This window comes from Solirubrum puertoriconensis (assembly GCF_001483135.1).
GTDB classification, from domain to species: domain Bacteria; phylum Bacteroidota; class Bacteroidia; order Cytophagales; family Hymenobacteraceae; genus Solirubrum; species Solirubrum puertoriconensis.
Genome location: NZ_LNAL01000003.1, coordinates 257,794 through 272,285, shown reverse-complemented (window position 1 = coordinate 272,285; position 14,492 = coordinate 257,794). Strand labels below are relative to the sequence as shown.

Here is a 14,492-nt window from a genome sequence, read left to right as displayed (position 1 = left end):
TCCACAACCGACAACTGTCAACTGTCAACTAAAATATTAGCGGGCCTCAGCCATCAGACGCTCACCCTTGGCAACGGCATCCTCAATGGTGCCCACCAGGTTGAACGCAGCTTCGGGCAAGTGGTCGTACAGACCGTCGATGATGCCGTTGAAGCCTTTGATGGTGTCCTTGATGTCAACGAGTACACCTTTCAGGCCGGTGAACTGCTCGGCTACGTGGAAGGGCTGCGACAGGAAGCGCTGTACACGACGTGCACGCGATACTACCAGCTTGTCTTCTTCCGAGAGTTCGTCCATACCCAGGATGGCGATGATGTCCTGCAGTTCTTTGTAGCGCTGCAGAATCTCTTTCACGCGCTGAGCGGTATTGTAGTGCTCTTCGCCGATGATCGAGGCATCGAGGATACGCGAGGTCGAGTCGAGCGGGTCAACGGCCGGGTAGATACCCAGCTCGGCGATTTTACGCGACAATACCGTGGTAGCGTCCAAGTGAGCGAAGGTGGTAGCCGGAGCCGGGTCGGTCAAGTCGTCGGCAGGTACGTAAACGGCCTGTACCGAGGTAATCGAACCACGCTTCGTGGAAGTGATGCGCTCCTGCATGGCACCCATTTCGGTAGCCAGCGTAGGCTGGTAACCTACGGCCGAAGGCATACGGCCCAGCAGAGCCGATACTTCCGAGCCAGCCTGGGTGAAGCGGAAGATGTTGTCGATGAAGAACAGGATGTCGCGGCCGGCACCAGTGCCGTCGCCGTCGCGGAAGTTCTCAGCAACCGTCAAGCCCGACAGGGCCACGCGGGCGCGGGCTCCGGGGGGCTCGTTCATCTGGCCAAACACGAAGGTAGCTTTCGAATCCTTCATGCCTTCCAGATCTACAGCGTCCAGCTTCCACTGGCCTTCTTCCATGCCGTGCTTGAACTCGTCGCCGTACTGTACGATGCCGGCTTCGATCATTTCGCGCAGCAAGTCGTTGCCCTCGCGGGTACGCTCGCCCACACCAGCAAACACCGACAGACCCGAGTAGGCCTTGGCGATGTTGTTGATGAGTTCCTGAATCAGTACGGTTTTGCCTACACCGGCGCCACCGAACAGACCGATCTTACCACCCTTAGCGTAGGGCTCGATCAGGTCGATAACTTTGATACCCGTGTACAGTACCTCGGTGCTGGTCGAGAGGTCCTCGAAGCGGGGAGCCGAGCGGTGGATGGGCAGTGAGCCAGTAGCAGCGGGCTGGGGCAGGCCGTCGATGGCCTCGCCTACCACGTTGAACAGACGGCCAAGTACGGCGTCGCCGGTGGGCATCTGAATCGGGCTACCTAGGTCACGTACCTCAGCGCCGCGGGTCAGACCGTCGGTCGAGTCCATGGCAATGGTACGCACACGGTCTTCGCCCAGGTGTTGCTGGCATTCCAGGATAACGCGCGTGCCGTTGTCCTTCACCACTTCGAGGGCGTCGAGGATGTTGGGAAGCTTAGAGCCTTCACCCGCGAAGCTCACGTCGACGACGGGGCCGATAACCTGGGTGATTTTGCCGGTATTCGCCATTGCAGTTCTTTATAAGGAGAATGAGAGCAGTTTCAGGCCGCAAAAGTACGGACCATTCGCTGCACGGGCAAACTACCTCATCAGCGAAAAAAATCAGAAAGTTTTCTCCCTGAAAATCACGGCAAAAAGGCCTTTTTCAAGGCCATTAGGGGCTTTTTACTGAATTTTTTTTTGCGGATAAATTTGGAGGCAGCGAAAACCTAGTTACATTTGCAAACCCAAACGGCACAACCACTGGTTACCGAAAGGGAAATTGTCCGATGGTGTAACTGGCAACACGCTTGATTTTGATTCAAGAAAGTCCAGGTTCGAGCCCTGGTCGGACAACCAACAAGGCGCTGGCCCCCTCTTCGGAGTGGAGCCGGCGCCTTTTGCGTTTTTCGGTTCCGACAGATCGGCCCACGCGTTAGCCCTGGGTCAGGCGGGCAAGCGGCCCGGCGCCCAAGTACCACGCGTGCATCCGATTTGGCGGACGCCGCTGTCTTGGTTTCGCTGTTTCGCTTATTCCTGTTTCTCTCCCACATGTCCTCGCAGGTCAAAATCTTCTCCGGCACTACGTCGCGCGCCGTGGCCGAAAAAATTGCCGCCGCCTACGGTCAGCCCCTCGGCGACCTCACCATCCAACGCTTCGCTGATTCTGAAATCGGACCGAGCTTTAACGAAAGTGTGCGCGGCTGCGAGGTGTTCCTCATCCAGAGCACCTTTCCGCCCGCCGACAACCTGATGGAGTTGATGCTGATGGTGGACGCGGCCAAGCGCGCGTCGGCCTACAAAGTCAACGTGGTAATGCCCTACATGGGCTACACCCGGCAAGACCGCAAGGATAAGCCGCGCGTGAGCATCGGAGCCAAAGTAGTGGCCGAATTTATTCAGAGCGTGGGTACCTCCCGCCTGATGACCTGCGACCTGCACGCCGGTCAGATTCAGGGCTTCTTCGACATCCCGGTGGACCACCTCGATGGCTCCACTATCACGGCGCCCTATATCCAGTCGCTGAACCTCGAGAACCTCATCTTCGCCTCGCCCGACGTAGGCGGCGTGGTACGTACCCGCGCCTTTGCCAAGAAGTTCGGGGCGGAAATCGTAGTCTGCGACAAAATGCGCCTGCGCGCCAACGAAATTGCCTCGATGCAGGTAATCGGCGACGTAACGGGCATGAACGTGGTACTTGTGGATGACATCGTGGACACGGCCGGCACCATCTGCAAGGCGGCCGAGCTGCTCATGGAGCGCGGTGCCGCCTCGGTGCGGGCCGTCATCACCCACCCAGTACTCAGCGGGCCGGCGCACGAGCGCATCCGCAACTCGGCCCTGGTGGAGCTGATTACTACCGATACCATTCCGCTGCGCGAGGAAAACGAGAAGATCAAGGTGATTTCCGTTGCTGACCTCTTCGCCCGTGCCATTCACAACGTGGTTTCGCACGAGTCGATCAGCTCGCTCTTCATATAAGTTATAGAGTAACTAAGAGCAGAGCTACAAGCTAGTTCCCCTCCTCATCCGAGGAGGGGAACTAGCTTGTAGCTTGAGTATTAACCTGTGACTTAGCTTTATTCTACCTCATTTAAGCATCGGGCTTCCAAAATATAATTCTTCGCTGTACCTTTGCGGCCCCTTCGGCTGCTGTAGCCGGGCGGAACAGTTTCATTTCAAGGCCTTTATCGGGCCACACTTTTTCAAACACCAGTATTATGAAAAGCCTGGAGATTGTAGGGTTTAAAAGAGCGAATCTCGGCAAGAAGGAAGCCAAGCGTCTGCGCAACGAGTCGTACGTACCGTGTGTAATGTACGGCGGCGAAGAGCAAGTGCACTTCTACGTACCGGCCATCCTGTTCCGCGAACTGCTGTACACCCCCGAGGTGCACATCGTTGATCTGAACATCGAAGGCGACCTGTACCGTGCTATCGTGCAAGACTCGCAGTTCCACCCCGTAAACGAAATGCTGCTGCACGTTGACTTCCTGCAGCTGCAGGAGGGCAAAGAAGTGAAGATGGACGTACCGGTTAAGTTCGTAGGCACTTCGCCCGGCGTTCAGCAAGGTGGTAAGCTGGTAACCAAGCTGCGCAAGCTGAAGGTGAAAGCTACGGCTGAGAACCTGCCCGACTACGTTGAAGTAAACATCTCGGACCTGGGCCTGGGCAAGTCGATCAAGGTAAGCAAGGTAGAAACTGCCAACTACCAGATCCTGACCAACCCGCTGGCTCCTATTGCTACCGTGACCATCCCGCGTGGTCTGCGTGGCCAGCTGCAAGCCGAGAAATAGGTTTTTCGAGCTGTCGACTAAGAAAATCCTGCTTCGCTTCGGTGCGGAGCAGGATTTTTTACGTTTGTGCCCGCGTAATACTCCACTATGAAATATCTGATCCTAGGTCTGGGCAACATTGGCCCGGAATACGCCGATACGCGCCACAACATCGGCTTTATGGTGCTCGACTACCTGGCCCAAAAGCACGATGCCAAGTTTGAGATTGGCCGGCATGCGTTCGTTAGCGAAATCAAGCACAAAGGCAAAACCTACGTGCTGGTAAAGCCCACCACTTACATGAACCTGAGCGGCAAAGCGGCCGCGCATTACCTCACTTCGCTGAAGCTGGAGAAGGAGCAGATGCTGGTGGTGACGGATGACCTAGCCCTCCCCTTCGGCAAGATTCGCCTGAAGGGCAAAGGCTCGGCCGGCGGGCACAACGGCCTCAAGCATATTCAGGAAACCCTAGGTACCGACGAGTACGCCCGCCTACGCTTCGGCGTGGATGCCAACTTCCCGAAGGGGCGGCAGGTAGACTATGTGCTCAACCCCTTCTCGGCCGATGAGCAGATTGACCTGCCCTTGCGCGTAGAAAAGGCTGCCGAGGCCGTGCTGGCGTTTGGCACCCTAGGGCTTGAGCGCACCATGAACTTCTATAACACGAAGTAGAGTGCCCATTACTCTGGACTATGTTCTCGACGATGGAGGGTGGGCAGATATTACTTTGGGCAATGAACAGCAAAGCGTAACCGGAGCTGTTTCCAATCTTCATGACAGCTTAGCCAGCTTAGCAGATGCTGCTTTAGATTTACTTACAGGTCGGCGAATTGCTGCATCCGTCTTTTTCATGGATGAGCCAGGTGAGCACCACCTTCTCCTCACAACAACCGATGAAGACAGCAGTGCATTGCAGATAGAAGTACGATGGTTTGACGACTGGGCTAGCTGGGGAATTTACCCTGATGACCAATTCGAATTACTGCTTTCTGCCGGTTCAAGCAAAAAGGAGTTCGGGAAAGAAGTATTGCGGGTACTCACCAAAATTTGGTTACAACACGGCGAAGAAGGTTACAGAAAGAAGTGGTTACGACATTCGTTTCCAAGCCAACAACATACCCAGCTTCAGCGCCTATTAAATGCATGAAAAAGCCGGCTTAGAGTGCTAAGCCGGCTTTACGTTGATTACAGAAGACTTAACCTACGCCACGAAACTTCCCGGCCGCACGGGCTGGCCGGGCTGCATGAGGCGCAGCGAGCCGTCCACATCTTCGGCCATCAGCAACATGCCTTGGCTTTCGATGCCTTTGATTTCGCGCGGGGCGAGGTTCAGCAGCACCAGCACTTGCTGGCCAATGAGGTTGGTGGGCTCGAAATGCTCGGCAATGCCGCTTACAATGGTGCGCTGATCGAGACCGGTATCAACGGTGAGCTTCAGCAGCTTCTTCGTTTTGGCTACTTTTTCAGCCGTGAGGATGGTACCCACGCGCAAATCCATGCGGCCAAACTCGTCGAACGACACGTTGTCTTTGGCGGGCGTTACGGGCGTGTTGGCTAGCTGATTGGCCACTTTGGTATCGAGCAGCTTCTGCACCTGCGCTTCCACCGTCTTGTCTTCGATTTTGTCGAAGAGCAACACGGCGTCGCCTAGGTGATGGCCGGCGGGCAGCAGGCCGGCAGCACCGGCTTGGGCCCAGCCTTGGCGCTCGATGCGCAGCATGCCGCCTAGGTTCGCGGCCGCGGTGGGCAAGAAGGGTTCCATGAGCGTAACCAAGCTGGCGGCCAGTTGCAGGGCCACGTGCAGCACGGTGCCGGTGCGCTCCTGATCGGTTTTTACCAGCTTCCAGGGCTCGGTGTCGGCCAGGTACTTGTTGCCGAGGCGCGTGAGGTTCATCAGTTCGGCCAAGGCGTCGCGGAAGCGGTATTGCTCGATCAGGTCACCGATGCGTTTGGGGAACTCAGCCAGTTGGGCAAACACCTCGCGGTCTGCGTCGGTGAGCGGGCCTTTCACGGGCACATCGCCGCCGAAAAACTTGTGCGTGAGCACCACGGCACGGTTCACGAAGTTGCCTAAGTTGGCTACCAGCTCGTTGTTATTGCGGGCCTGAAAGTCCTTCCAGGTGAAGTCGTTGTCCTTGGTTTCGGGGGCATTGGCGGCCAGCACGTAGCGCAGCACGTCGGCCTTGCCTGGGAAATCCTGCAGGTACTCGTGCAGCCACACGGCCCAGTTACGGGAGGTCGAAATCTTGTCGCCTTCGAGGTTCAGAAACTCGTTCGCGGGCACGTTATCGGGCAGGATGAAGTCGCCGTGGGCCTTGAGCATCGCCGGGAAGATGATGCAGTGGAACACGATGTTGTCCTTGCCGATGAAGTGCACCAGCTTGGTGCCGGGGTCTTGCCAGTAAGGCTTCCATGCGTCGCCGGGAAGCAAATCTTTGGTGGCGGAGATGTAGCCGATGGGCGCATCAAACCACACGTAAAGCACTTTGCCATCGGCACCTTCTACCGGCACGGGCACGCCCCAATCCAGGTCGCGCGTTACGGCGCGGGGCTGCAAGCCCTGGTCGATCCAGGATTTGCACTGGCCGTACACGTTGGTTTTCCAGTCCGATTTGTGGCCTTCGATAATCCACTCGCGCAGCCACTGCTCGTACTGGTCGAGGGGCAGGTACCAGTGCTTGGTTTCGCGCAGTACGGGTTTGTTGCCCGAGAGCATCGACCTAGGATTGATCAGCTCGGTGGGGCTGAGCGATGAGCCGCACCGCTCGCACTGGTCGCCGTAGGCGTTTTCGTTGGCGCAGGTAGGACAAGTGCCCACGATGTAGCGGTCGGCCAAGAATTGCTGCGCCTGCTCGTCGTAATACTGCTGCGACACCTGCTCCGTGAACTGCCCGGCCTCGTACATTTTCCGGAAGAAATCGGAAGCGGTTTGGCGGTGCGTGTCGTTGGAGGTGCGGGCGTAGATATCGAACGAGATGCCGAAATCCCGGAACGAGTCGCGGATGATGGCGTGGTACTTATCCACCACCTGCTGCGGCGTTACGCCTTCTTTCTGGGCCCGAATGGTAATGGGCACGCCGTGCTCGTCGGAGCCGCACACGAACTTTACGTCGCGGCCTTGCGCACGCAGGTAACGGGCGTAGATATCGGCCGGAATGTACACGCCGGCCAAGTGACCAATGTGTACGGGGCCGTTGGCATAAGGCAACGCTGCCGTGATGGTGTAGCGTTGGGGTTGGGAGGTCGTGCTTGGGGAGGTCATGCAGCTATGAGGGGCAGCTGGCACCTAGGGCCAGCCGTTAGTGCTTCGTACGAATGAAACGCGCAAAGAAACGGGGAAATGCGCAGTCTTCACCTCGTCGTTTCACGTATTAAGCACACCCCTACCGCGCCAGACCAACTTTTCAGTTGTATGAGCAAAGACAATCTGCGTCCGATTCACTTCCTTGGCGAAGTAGTTCGCTTGCTTCTCCACTCCTCAACCTCTACTCCTATGGCCAAAGCCGCAACTACCCCCACGGCCGACACCACGCCCGAAGAACAGCCTACCAAGCAAAAGGACAAAGGCAAAAAGAAAGACAAAGACGGCCAGAGCAAAGCCGAACGTAAGGCTGCCAAAGCCGAACGCAAGCAGCAGAACGATGCCGCGCACACCAGCATTGATTTGCCCGCCGAAAACGAGCAAACCAAGCGCAAGAAATCGGGCAATAAAAAAGCCTTGCGTGCGGCCGCTAAGCAGGTACAGAAAGAGCTTGACCGCCGCCTCGATGAGCTGACTAAGCGCATCCGCAAGGAGACCAAGGCCAAGCTGCGCGAGGTAATTGAGGAAGCTACCCGTCGCTTCGACGACGAAAGCGGCCAGTTGCTGCAGCAAACGCTGGAAAGCCTCTCGGAAGATGGCGCTGCCAACACCTCCGCAACGGCCGATACCGACTTTGCTAGGGAGGATGCAGACACCACCGCCGAGGCAGCCCAAACCGACATCGTACCGGAACCGGTGGCTGCGCCAGCCGAAGTGCCGCAGGGCAAGCCTGCTGCACCTAGGCCTTCGCGCAGCCGAAGCGGCGCGGCTACCACCGGTGCTGCGCCCGCACCCAGCAGCCGTTCGCGGAGCCGGGCAGCCAAGCCCGCCGCTCAACCAAGCGCCACCGATGCTTCTGCCTCGGCCGCTACCGATGCCGCCCCTGTGCTAGGCGGCGCCTAAGCCAGCTGATTGCCAACTTTACACGTGTGGCCCGCGCAAGCAACTGCAGTTGTTGCTTGCGCGGGCCACACGTGCGCTGTTAGGGCCGTGGCAGCGTATCGGTAGCCAAGGTAGCATTGCCTTGGATGCGCAGCATGCGTTCCTCCTGGGTTGTGTTGTTGGGTGCGTTGGTGTTTACCGATTCGATGCGCTGACGGCCGCCGCTGGCAGCGGCTTGCTCGCGCACTTGCGGTACGCGGCCGGGCGTAGCATCGGGCACGCTGTTGCCCGTGCCCAAGCCGCGGTTATAAGCAGCTTGGCGGTCGGCGTCGGTCCGGATTTCGGAAGGGGCGCGGTCAGTTTCGAGGGCGCTATCGGTTGAGGAGCAGGCGCCGAGTCCGGTTAAGGAAAAAGCACCTAGGTATATCAGCAAACGTTGGAAAGCAGGCATGTAAAGGGAGCAGCGGCGTAAGTGCCCCTGCCCCTGCTGCTGAACGCAAGCGCTGCAACGAGGTTGGGCCTGCCGCTACTAGCCAAGCAAGGCATTAGCGACAGGCCCAACAGTTGGCGTAGGTACCTAGACAGGCTGCCGATTACAGAGCAGGAACCGCTACGGCACTTCGAATACCATCCCACAGCGCCACGCGGGCCTCCATGCAACGGCGAGCCACCTCGGTAGCTTGCTGCCACCGCTCGGCGTTATCGGCGCACAGTTCCTGCACCATTTGCTGCGCGAGGGGTGCGTGGGCTTCTTCGTCGAGCTCGATGTGGCGGTCGAGGTAGTAGGTAAAGGTGTCGAGCTGGCCGGGGAAACGCGCGCGCAAATCGTGCACGAGGTGCCGGAACATATCCGGAATCACGTCTTCGCGGCCGAAGGTGAAGGCAGCGGCCACAGCATGCGGCTGGCCCGAGTTTACCACCTCAAACGTTTGCCGCACAAAGGTGCGTACGCTTTCGGGAGCTTCGGCGGCACCTAGGGCTTCTTCAACCGAAGCACCGGTAGCCAAGGTTTCGAGCAGGCGCTGAATGGGAGTTACATCGGCGCCGCACTCCTGCATGGCGCGCAAGTACAGCTCGAAGTGGCTGGTGGGGCAGCCTTCGGGGTCGACGTCGGTTTCCTCTTCCAGCACAATCTCGTTGATGAGGCGGCGCGTACTGGGGTTGCCGCGCGGCACCCACGGTACGGTGGTGCAGGTAAGGTCGCGCTGTAAGGCTTTGAGCAGTGACATAAAATCCCACACGGCAAACACGTGGTGCTGCATAAACACCCGTAAATCATCGAGCGAGTGCAACGATTGGTACACGCTGTGCTCGACGAGGCGCTGCCGAGCCGGCGCCAAGGCTTGCTGCAGGGCAGCAATGGAGTTCTGTGACATAAAAAAGTGCGGCAGGTAAGCAGTTGGAGTAACCAACGAAACCACAAAATTGTGGTAACAAGGCCGCATAAACGAAACAAACTTACCTGTCGGATTGCGACCTAGGCGGTTGCCTTGCGCGGCCCAACCGTGGGTTACTTTTTCAGCTTAAACGTCATGGCGGCTGAGTTCATGCAGTAGCGCAGGCCGGTGGGCTTGGGCCCGTCGTCGAACACGTGGCCTAGGTGGCCGCCGCACTTAGCGCACACAATCTCGTCGCGCGACATGCCGTAGCTGCTGTCGGTTTGCACCTTCACCGAAGCATTGGTGGCCGGCGCCCAAAAGCTGGGCCACCCCGTACCCGATTCGAACTTCTCGGAGCTGCGAAACAGCCAATTGCCATCGGCGGCGCAGTAGTAGTTGCCGGTTGCGTGGTTGTCGTTGTACTTATTGGCAAACGGCCGCTCGGTGCCTTGCTGGCGCAGCACTTTGTACTGCTCGGGCGTGAGTTGCGCGCGCCATTGGTCGTCGGTATTCTGCACCGCAAACTCGTTGGGCTGGTTAGTTCGCGGCGCCGCTTTGGGGTACTGCGAGGCGGCACCGGTTTGAGCAGGTTCGGCTTTGGTTTGCTGCTGCGAGCAGGCGGGCAAAACCAGCCCCAGCACTCCGGCAAAAAGAGGTAGCGCAAGGCGAGCAAAAAGCATGTTGCGGTAGTTGAACACGGTTGAAAACTCCTTGGGTATTAGCCGAACGCTATGCCCCTAGGTATTGTTTGGCATACCTACGGAGCTAAGCCACAGCGTGGTTTGCTCTGAAACCTTAAGGTTAACAAGCATTTGCGGCTAACATTCCGTACCTTTGCGCCCGCAAAACCGCTCTCATGCAGAACATTCGTAACATCGCCATCATCGCGCACGTCGACCACGGCAAGACCACGCTGGTGGACAAGATTATCCACGCCTCCAAAATTTTCGGGGAACACCAGCAGTTCGACGACCTGATCCTGGACAACAACGACCTGGAGCGGGAACGTGGCATTACCATCGTTTCCAAGAACGTATCGGTTCGCTACAAAGACGTTAAAATCAACATCATCGACACCCCTGGTCACGCCGACTTTGGTGGTGAGGTAGAACGCGTACTGAAGATGGCCGACGGCGTGCTGCTGCTCGTCGACGCCTTCGAAGGTGCTATGCCCCAAACGCGCTTCGTGCTGTCGAAAGCCATCGACCTAGGCCTGAAGCCGATTGTGGTAGTAAACAAGGTTGACAAAGAAAACTGCCGCCCCGACGAGGTGCACGAGCAGGTATTCGACCTCATGTTTAACCTAGGCGCTACCGAAGACCAGCTGGACTTCGTAACGCTGTACGGCTCGTCGAAGCAGGGCTGGATGTCGCGCGACTGGAAACAGAAGACCGAAGACATTACCCCGCTGCTCGATGCCATCATCGAAGTAATTCCGCCGGCTCCCTTCATCGAGGGCACGCCGCAGATGCAGGTTACCTCGCTCGACTACTCGGCATTCGTAGGTCGTATCGCCATCGGACGCGTACACCGCGGTACTCTGAAAGAGGGCGCCAACATGAGCCTAATGAAGGCTGATGGTTCGGTGAAAAAAGTGAAGATCAAAGAACTGCAGGTGTTCGAAGGCCTCGGCAAAGCCAAAGTGACCGAAGTGCAGGCCGGGGAAATTTGTGCCGTAACGGGCATCGAAGGCTTCGACATTGGCGACACCATCGCCGACGCCGAAAACCCCGAGGCACTGTCGCGCATCAGCATCGACGAGCCGACGATGAACATGCTGTTCACCATCAATAACTCGCCGTTCTTCGGTAAGGAAGGTAAGTTCGTGACCTCGCGTCACCTGCGCGACCGTCTGTACAAAGAAACCGAGAAGAACCTGGCCCTGCGCGTGCAGGAAACCGACCGCGAAGACACCTTCCTGGTGTACGGCCGCGGTATCCTTCACTTGTCGGTACTCATCGAAACGATGCGCCGCGAAGGTTACGAGCTGCAGGTAGGCCAGCCGCAGGTTCTGTACAAAGAAGACGAGAATGGCAACCGCCTGGAGCCCATCGAGCACCTGGTAGTTGACGTGCCCGAGGAAACCGCCGGCAAGGTTATCGAACTGGTAACGATGCGCAAAGGCGAGCTGACCATCATGGAGCCGAAGGGCGACCTGCAGCACTTGGAGTTCAACATTCCGTCGCGCGGCCTGATTGGCCTGCGCAACAACGTGCTGACGGCTACTGCCGGTGAGGCCATCATGAACCACCGCTTCCAGAGCTACGAGCCTTACAAAGGCGGTATCCCGGGTCGCATCAGCGGTTCGCTGATTTCGATGGAAGCTGGTGCCGTTACGGCTTACACCCTCGACAAAATGCAGGACCGCGGTGAGTTCTTCATCGACCCAGGCGAAGAGGTATACGGCGGCCAGGTAGTAGGCGAGCACACCCGCCCGAACGACCTGACCTTGAACCTGCAGAAAGGCAAAAAGCTCACGAACATGCGCGCTTCGGGCTCGGATGAAAACGTGAAGATTCAGCCGAAGCGTCAGTTCTCGCTCGAGGATGCCATGGAATACATCCAGAAGGATGAGTACCTGGAAGTGACGCCGAAGTCGATCCGTATGCGCAAGATTTTCCTCGACGAAAACGAGCGTCTGCGCATGGCTAAGAAGGAAGACTAAGCATCATCTGCTAGTTGTCAATCAAAAGGCGCGGCTTCGGCCGCGCCTTTTTTGTTTTATCTGTAGGCGTTATAGCCGGCTTAATGCAGCGCTGGCTCAAGCAATAGCAAACTACCTTCTCACCTCGAAGTGCTGGTACCCCTGCACCTCTCCTGGCTGCACTTCCACTTTATCCACGCGAGCAGCCGGCGGGCCTTTGTGGCACCACTGCTCCATGGCACCTAGGGCATCGGCCGGGCCTTCGGCCTCAATGGTTACCGTACCGTCGGCTTCGTTGCGGGCGTAGCCACATAGGCCAAGCCGCCGCGCCTGCTGCTGCGACGATTGCCGGAAAAAAACGCCTTGCACTCGGCCGTGGATGCGAAAAGTGCGGTGTTCGATCATAGCTGCAGAAGCATGTAGTACGTAAGCCGCCAAAAATACTGAACCCGCATTTTTGTGGTTCTGTTTTGCCGGCCTTCGTTACTCAAACTTTATGCGCTACGCTCTTACCAACGCTATTCTGCACACCGGCTACGCCGAGCTGCTTCATCATGCGGTTATTATCAGCGGCGACCAGATTGAGGCGGTTGTGCCCACCGCTGAGTTGCCGGCAGATATAGCCGTCCACGACCTAGGTGGCCTGCATGTGGCCCCAGGCCTTATCGATTTGCAGGTGTATGGCGCCGATCAGGTTCTTTTTTCGACCCACCCTACCGTAGCAGTGCTCGCGCGCATGCAAGCGGCGTTCTGTCAACAAGGCACCACGCATTTCTTGGCTACCATGCCCACCAACTCGCCGGTGCTCATGCGCGAAGCCGTGCAGGCAGGCAAAGCATTTCGGCAGCAACACCCCAACGGCGGACTGCTGGGCGTGCACCTCGAAGGCCCCTACATCAGCCACGAAAAAAAGGGCGCGCACCAAGCCGAGTTTATTAGGGTACCCGATGTGGCCGAGCTGCGCGAATGGCTGCACCTAGGCGAAGGCGCATTGCGCATGCTTACCATGGCGCCCGAAGTCGCTACGCCGGAAGCGGTGGCCCTGCTGCGCGAGGCCGGAGTAGTGTTGTCGGCGGGGCACACCAATGCTACCTACGCCCAAGCCACCACGGCGTTTCGCAGCGGCTTTACGGCGGCTACGCACCTATTCAACGCTATGTCGGCGCTTACGGGGCGCGAGCCGGGCGTAGTAGGTGCCGTGTACGATTCGGCTATTGCCTACGCCAGCATCATTGCCGATGGCGTGCACTGCGACTTTGCCTCGGTGCGCATCAGCCAAAAGCTGATGGGCGAGCGGCTGTTCCTGATAACCGATGCCGTGGCCGAAAGCCCCGAGGGCGCCTACCAGTTCCGGCACGCCGGCGACCGGTTCGTGGATCGGCAGGGCACTTTGGCGGGCTCGGCGCTTAGCATGTTGCAAGCGGTGCGCAACTGTGTGCAGCACGTAGGCATTTCGCTTGCCGAAAGCCTGCGCATGGCTACGCTGTACCCTGCCCGCGTGCTGGGTCTCGAAAACCACCTAGGGCTGGTTGCCCCCGGCTACCAAGCCAGCCTGTGCTTGTTTGATGATGCCCTGGAGGCGCACGGCGTGGTATTCGCAGGCGAGCTGCGCCTCGCTCCTCCCCTGGGTGCCGAGCGACCCTAACGTTGAGCGGCTACGTCGCGCTGGCGTACGGCCTCGAAGGTGAGCACCGCCGTGGCCGTGCTCACGTTCAACGAATCGATGTAGCCGCGCATGGGAATGATGATGGTGTGGTCGCAGGCGGCAATGAGCTCCGGCGTCAGGCCATCGGCTTCGGTACCCATAAACAACGCCGTGGGGCCGCAGTAATCGAAATCGGTGTAGGGCTTGGCTACTGGCGTAAGGGCGGCGGCATACGTACGAATGTTGTGCTCATGGCACCAACCCAGCAGCTCCTCGCGCGTGGTGGCTACTACCGGCACCGTAAACACGCAGCCAATGCTCGAGCGAATGGCGTTGGGGTTGAACAAGTCAGTGCGCGGATCGCACACGATTACGGCGTCGGCCTGGGCCGCATCGGCCGTGCGCAGCACCGCGCCTAGGTTGCCGGGCTTCTCCACAGCCTCCAGCACCAGCAGCAGCGGGTTGGCGGGCAGCTCCAGCTCTTGCAGGCGGCGCAACGGCGGCTTCGCTAAGGCCAGCACGCCATCGGAACCCTCGCGGTAGGCCACCTTCTCAAAAACCGCCCGCGAAACATCAAACCACTCGGTGGCGGCATCGAGCACCTGCCGCAACTCGGCATGCTTGGCGGCGGGCAGCAACTCGGCGCATACAAACACGGTGGGCACCGCCACCCCAGCAGCCCGCGCGATGGTCAGCTCGCGCAAACCTTCGATGATAGTTAGCCCTTGCGCCCGCCGCTCCGCTGATTTTTGCTGCAGGCGCAGCAGGTTCTTGATGCGGGGGTTTTGCGGGCTGCTGATCGGATCGGGCATGGCGGGGAAGGTATTCGTAGGCGCCACGAAGATACGGCACGGCA

Annotated in this window: 14 protein-coding genes and 1 tRNA gene; 8 read left to right on the top strand and 7 right to left on the bottom strand. The window is 58.5% G+C overall.

Translation table 11 applies throughout. The features are described from left to right. Window positions 1–36: 36 nt before the first annotated feature. Window positions 37–1,542 (bottom strand): F0F1 ATP synthase subunit beta, encoded by a 1,506-nt coding sequence (atpD, locus tag ASU33_RS01625; protein ID WP_059067477.1) that lies wholly within the window; start codon window positions 1,540–1,542, stop codon window positions 37–39. Between the two features lie 254 nt (window positions 1,543–1,796). Here atpD and ASU33_RS01620 point away from each other — a divergent pair. The 5 genes from ASU33_RS01620 to ASU33_RS21120 all read left to right on the top strand — a co-directional run bounded on the left by ASU33_RS01620 (window position 1,797) and on the right by ASU33_RS21120 (window position 4,932). After that, window positions 1,797–1,872 (top strand) — tRNA-Gln (locus ASU33_RS01620). A 192-nt stretch (window positions 1,873–2,064) separates the two neighbouring features. Further along, window positions 2,065–2,994: a ribose-phosphate pyrophosphokinase gene (locus ASU33_RS01615; RefSeq protein WP_059067474.1), complete on the top strand. Its 930-nt coding sequence runs from the start codon at window positions 2,065–2,067 to the stop codon at window positions 2,992–2,994. A 239-nt stretch (window positions 2,995–3,233) separates the two neighbouring features. After that, complete coding sequence (locus ASU33_RS01610; protein ID WP_059067473.1) at window positions 3,234–3,806, top strand: 50S ribosomal protein L25/general stress protein Ctc; 573 nt, start codon at window positions 3,234–3,236, stop codon at window positions 3,804–3,806. A gap of 87 nt (window positions 3,807–3,893) precedes the next feature. Beyond that, window positions 3,894–4,457, top strand: a complete 564-nt coding sequence (gene pth, locus ASU33_RS01605; protein ID WP_059067471.1) for an aminoacyl-tRNA hydrolase — start codon at window positions 3,894–3,896, stop codon at window positions 4,455–4,457. A gap of 1 nt (window position 4,458) precedes the next feature. Further along, on the top strand, window positions 4,459–4,932 hold the full coding sequence (locus ASU33_RS21120; protein ID WP_149866989.1) for a hypothetical protein: 474 nt from the start codon (window positions 4,459–4,461) through the stop codon (window positions 4,930–4,932). Window positions 4,933–4,986: 54 nt separating this feature from the next. On the opposite strand, the gene metG is transcribed toward ASU33_RS21120, so the two are convergent. Then, a complete protein-coding gene (metG, locus tag ASU33_RS01595; protein ID WP_059067467.1) occupies window positions 4,987–7,047 on the bottom strand; it encodes a methionine--tRNA ligase in 2,061 nt (686 codons plus the stop codon). A gap of 231 nt (window positions 7,048–7,278) precedes the next feature. On the opposite strand from metG, the gene ASU33_RS01590 reads away from it, so the two are divergent. Beyond that, window positions 7,279–7,989 (top strand): hypothetical protein, encoded by a 711-nt coding sequence (locus ASU33_RS01590; protein ID WP_059067465.1) that lies wholly within the window; start codon window positions 7,279–7,281, stop codon window positions 7,987–7,989. A 79-nt stretch (window positions 7,990–8,068) separates the two neighbouring features. Here ASU33_RS01590 and ASU33_RS01585 read toward each other — a convergent pair whose 3' ends face one another. From ASU33_RS01585 to msrB, 3 genes are all read right to left on the bottom strand, one after another. Continuing rightward, window positions 8,069–8,419 carry a hypothetical protein gene (locus ASU33_RS01585; RefSeq protein WP_059067463.1) on the bottom strand — a complete coding sequence of 117 codons (351 nt, stop codon included), beginning with the start codon at window positions 8,417–8,419 and terminating at the stop codon, window positions 8,069–8,071. A gap of 142 nt (window positions 8,420–8,561) precedes the next feature. After that, window positions 8,562–9,344 (bottom strand): DUF3050 domain-containing protein, encoded by a 783-nt coding sequence (locus ASU33_RS01580; RefSeq protein WP_059067461.1) that lies wholly within the window; start codon window positions 9,342–9,344, stop codon window positions 8,562–8,564. A 134-nt stretch (window positions 9,345–9,478) separates the two neighbouring features. Beyond that, window positions 9,479–10,027 (bottom strand): peptide-methionine (R)-S-oxide reductase MsrB, encoded by a 549-nt coding sequence (msrB, locus tag ASU33_RS01575; RefSeq protein ID WP_078062848.1) that lies wholly within the window; start codon window positions 10,025–10,027, stop codon window positions 9,479–9,481. Between the two features lie 176 nt (window positions 10,028–10,203). Here msrB and typA point away from each other — a divergent pair, with 176 nt between their 5' ends. Beyond that, complete coding sequence (typA, locus tag ASU33_RS01570; RefSeq protein WP_059067459.1) at window positions 10,204–12,012, top strand: translational GTPase TypA; 1,809 nt, start codon at window positions 10,204–10,206, stop codon at window positions 12,010–12,012. A 111-nt stretch (window positions 12,013–12,123) separates the two neighbouring features. Here typA and ASU33_RS01565 read toward each other — a convergent pair whose 3' ends face one another. Next, a complete protein-coding gene (locus tag ASU33_RS01565; RefSeq protein ID WP_059067457.1) occupies window positions 12,124–12,396 on the bottom strand; it encodes an acylphosphatase in 273 nt (90 codons plus the stop codon). Window positions 12,397–12,487: 91 nt separating this feature from the next. Between ASU33_RS01565 and nagA the strand changes: the two genes are divergently transcribed. Further along, window positions 12,488–13,636, top strand: a complete 1,149-nt coding sequence (gene nagA, locus ASU33_RS01560) for an N-acetylglucosamine-6-phosphate deacetylase (protein WP_059067455.1) — start codon at window positions 12,488–12,490, stop codon at window positions 13,634–13,636. Here nagA and ASU33_RS01555 read toward each other — a convergent pair. Continuing rightward, complete coding sequence (locus tag ASU33_RS01555) at window positions 13,633–14,448, bottom strand: TrmH family RNA methyltransferase (RefSeq protein ID WP_059068298.1); 816 nt, start codon at window positions 14,446–14,448, stop codon at window positions 13,633–13,635. The genes nagA and ASU33_RS01555 overlap by 4 nt on opposite strands. Window positions 14,449–14,492 lie beyond the last annotated feature (44 nt).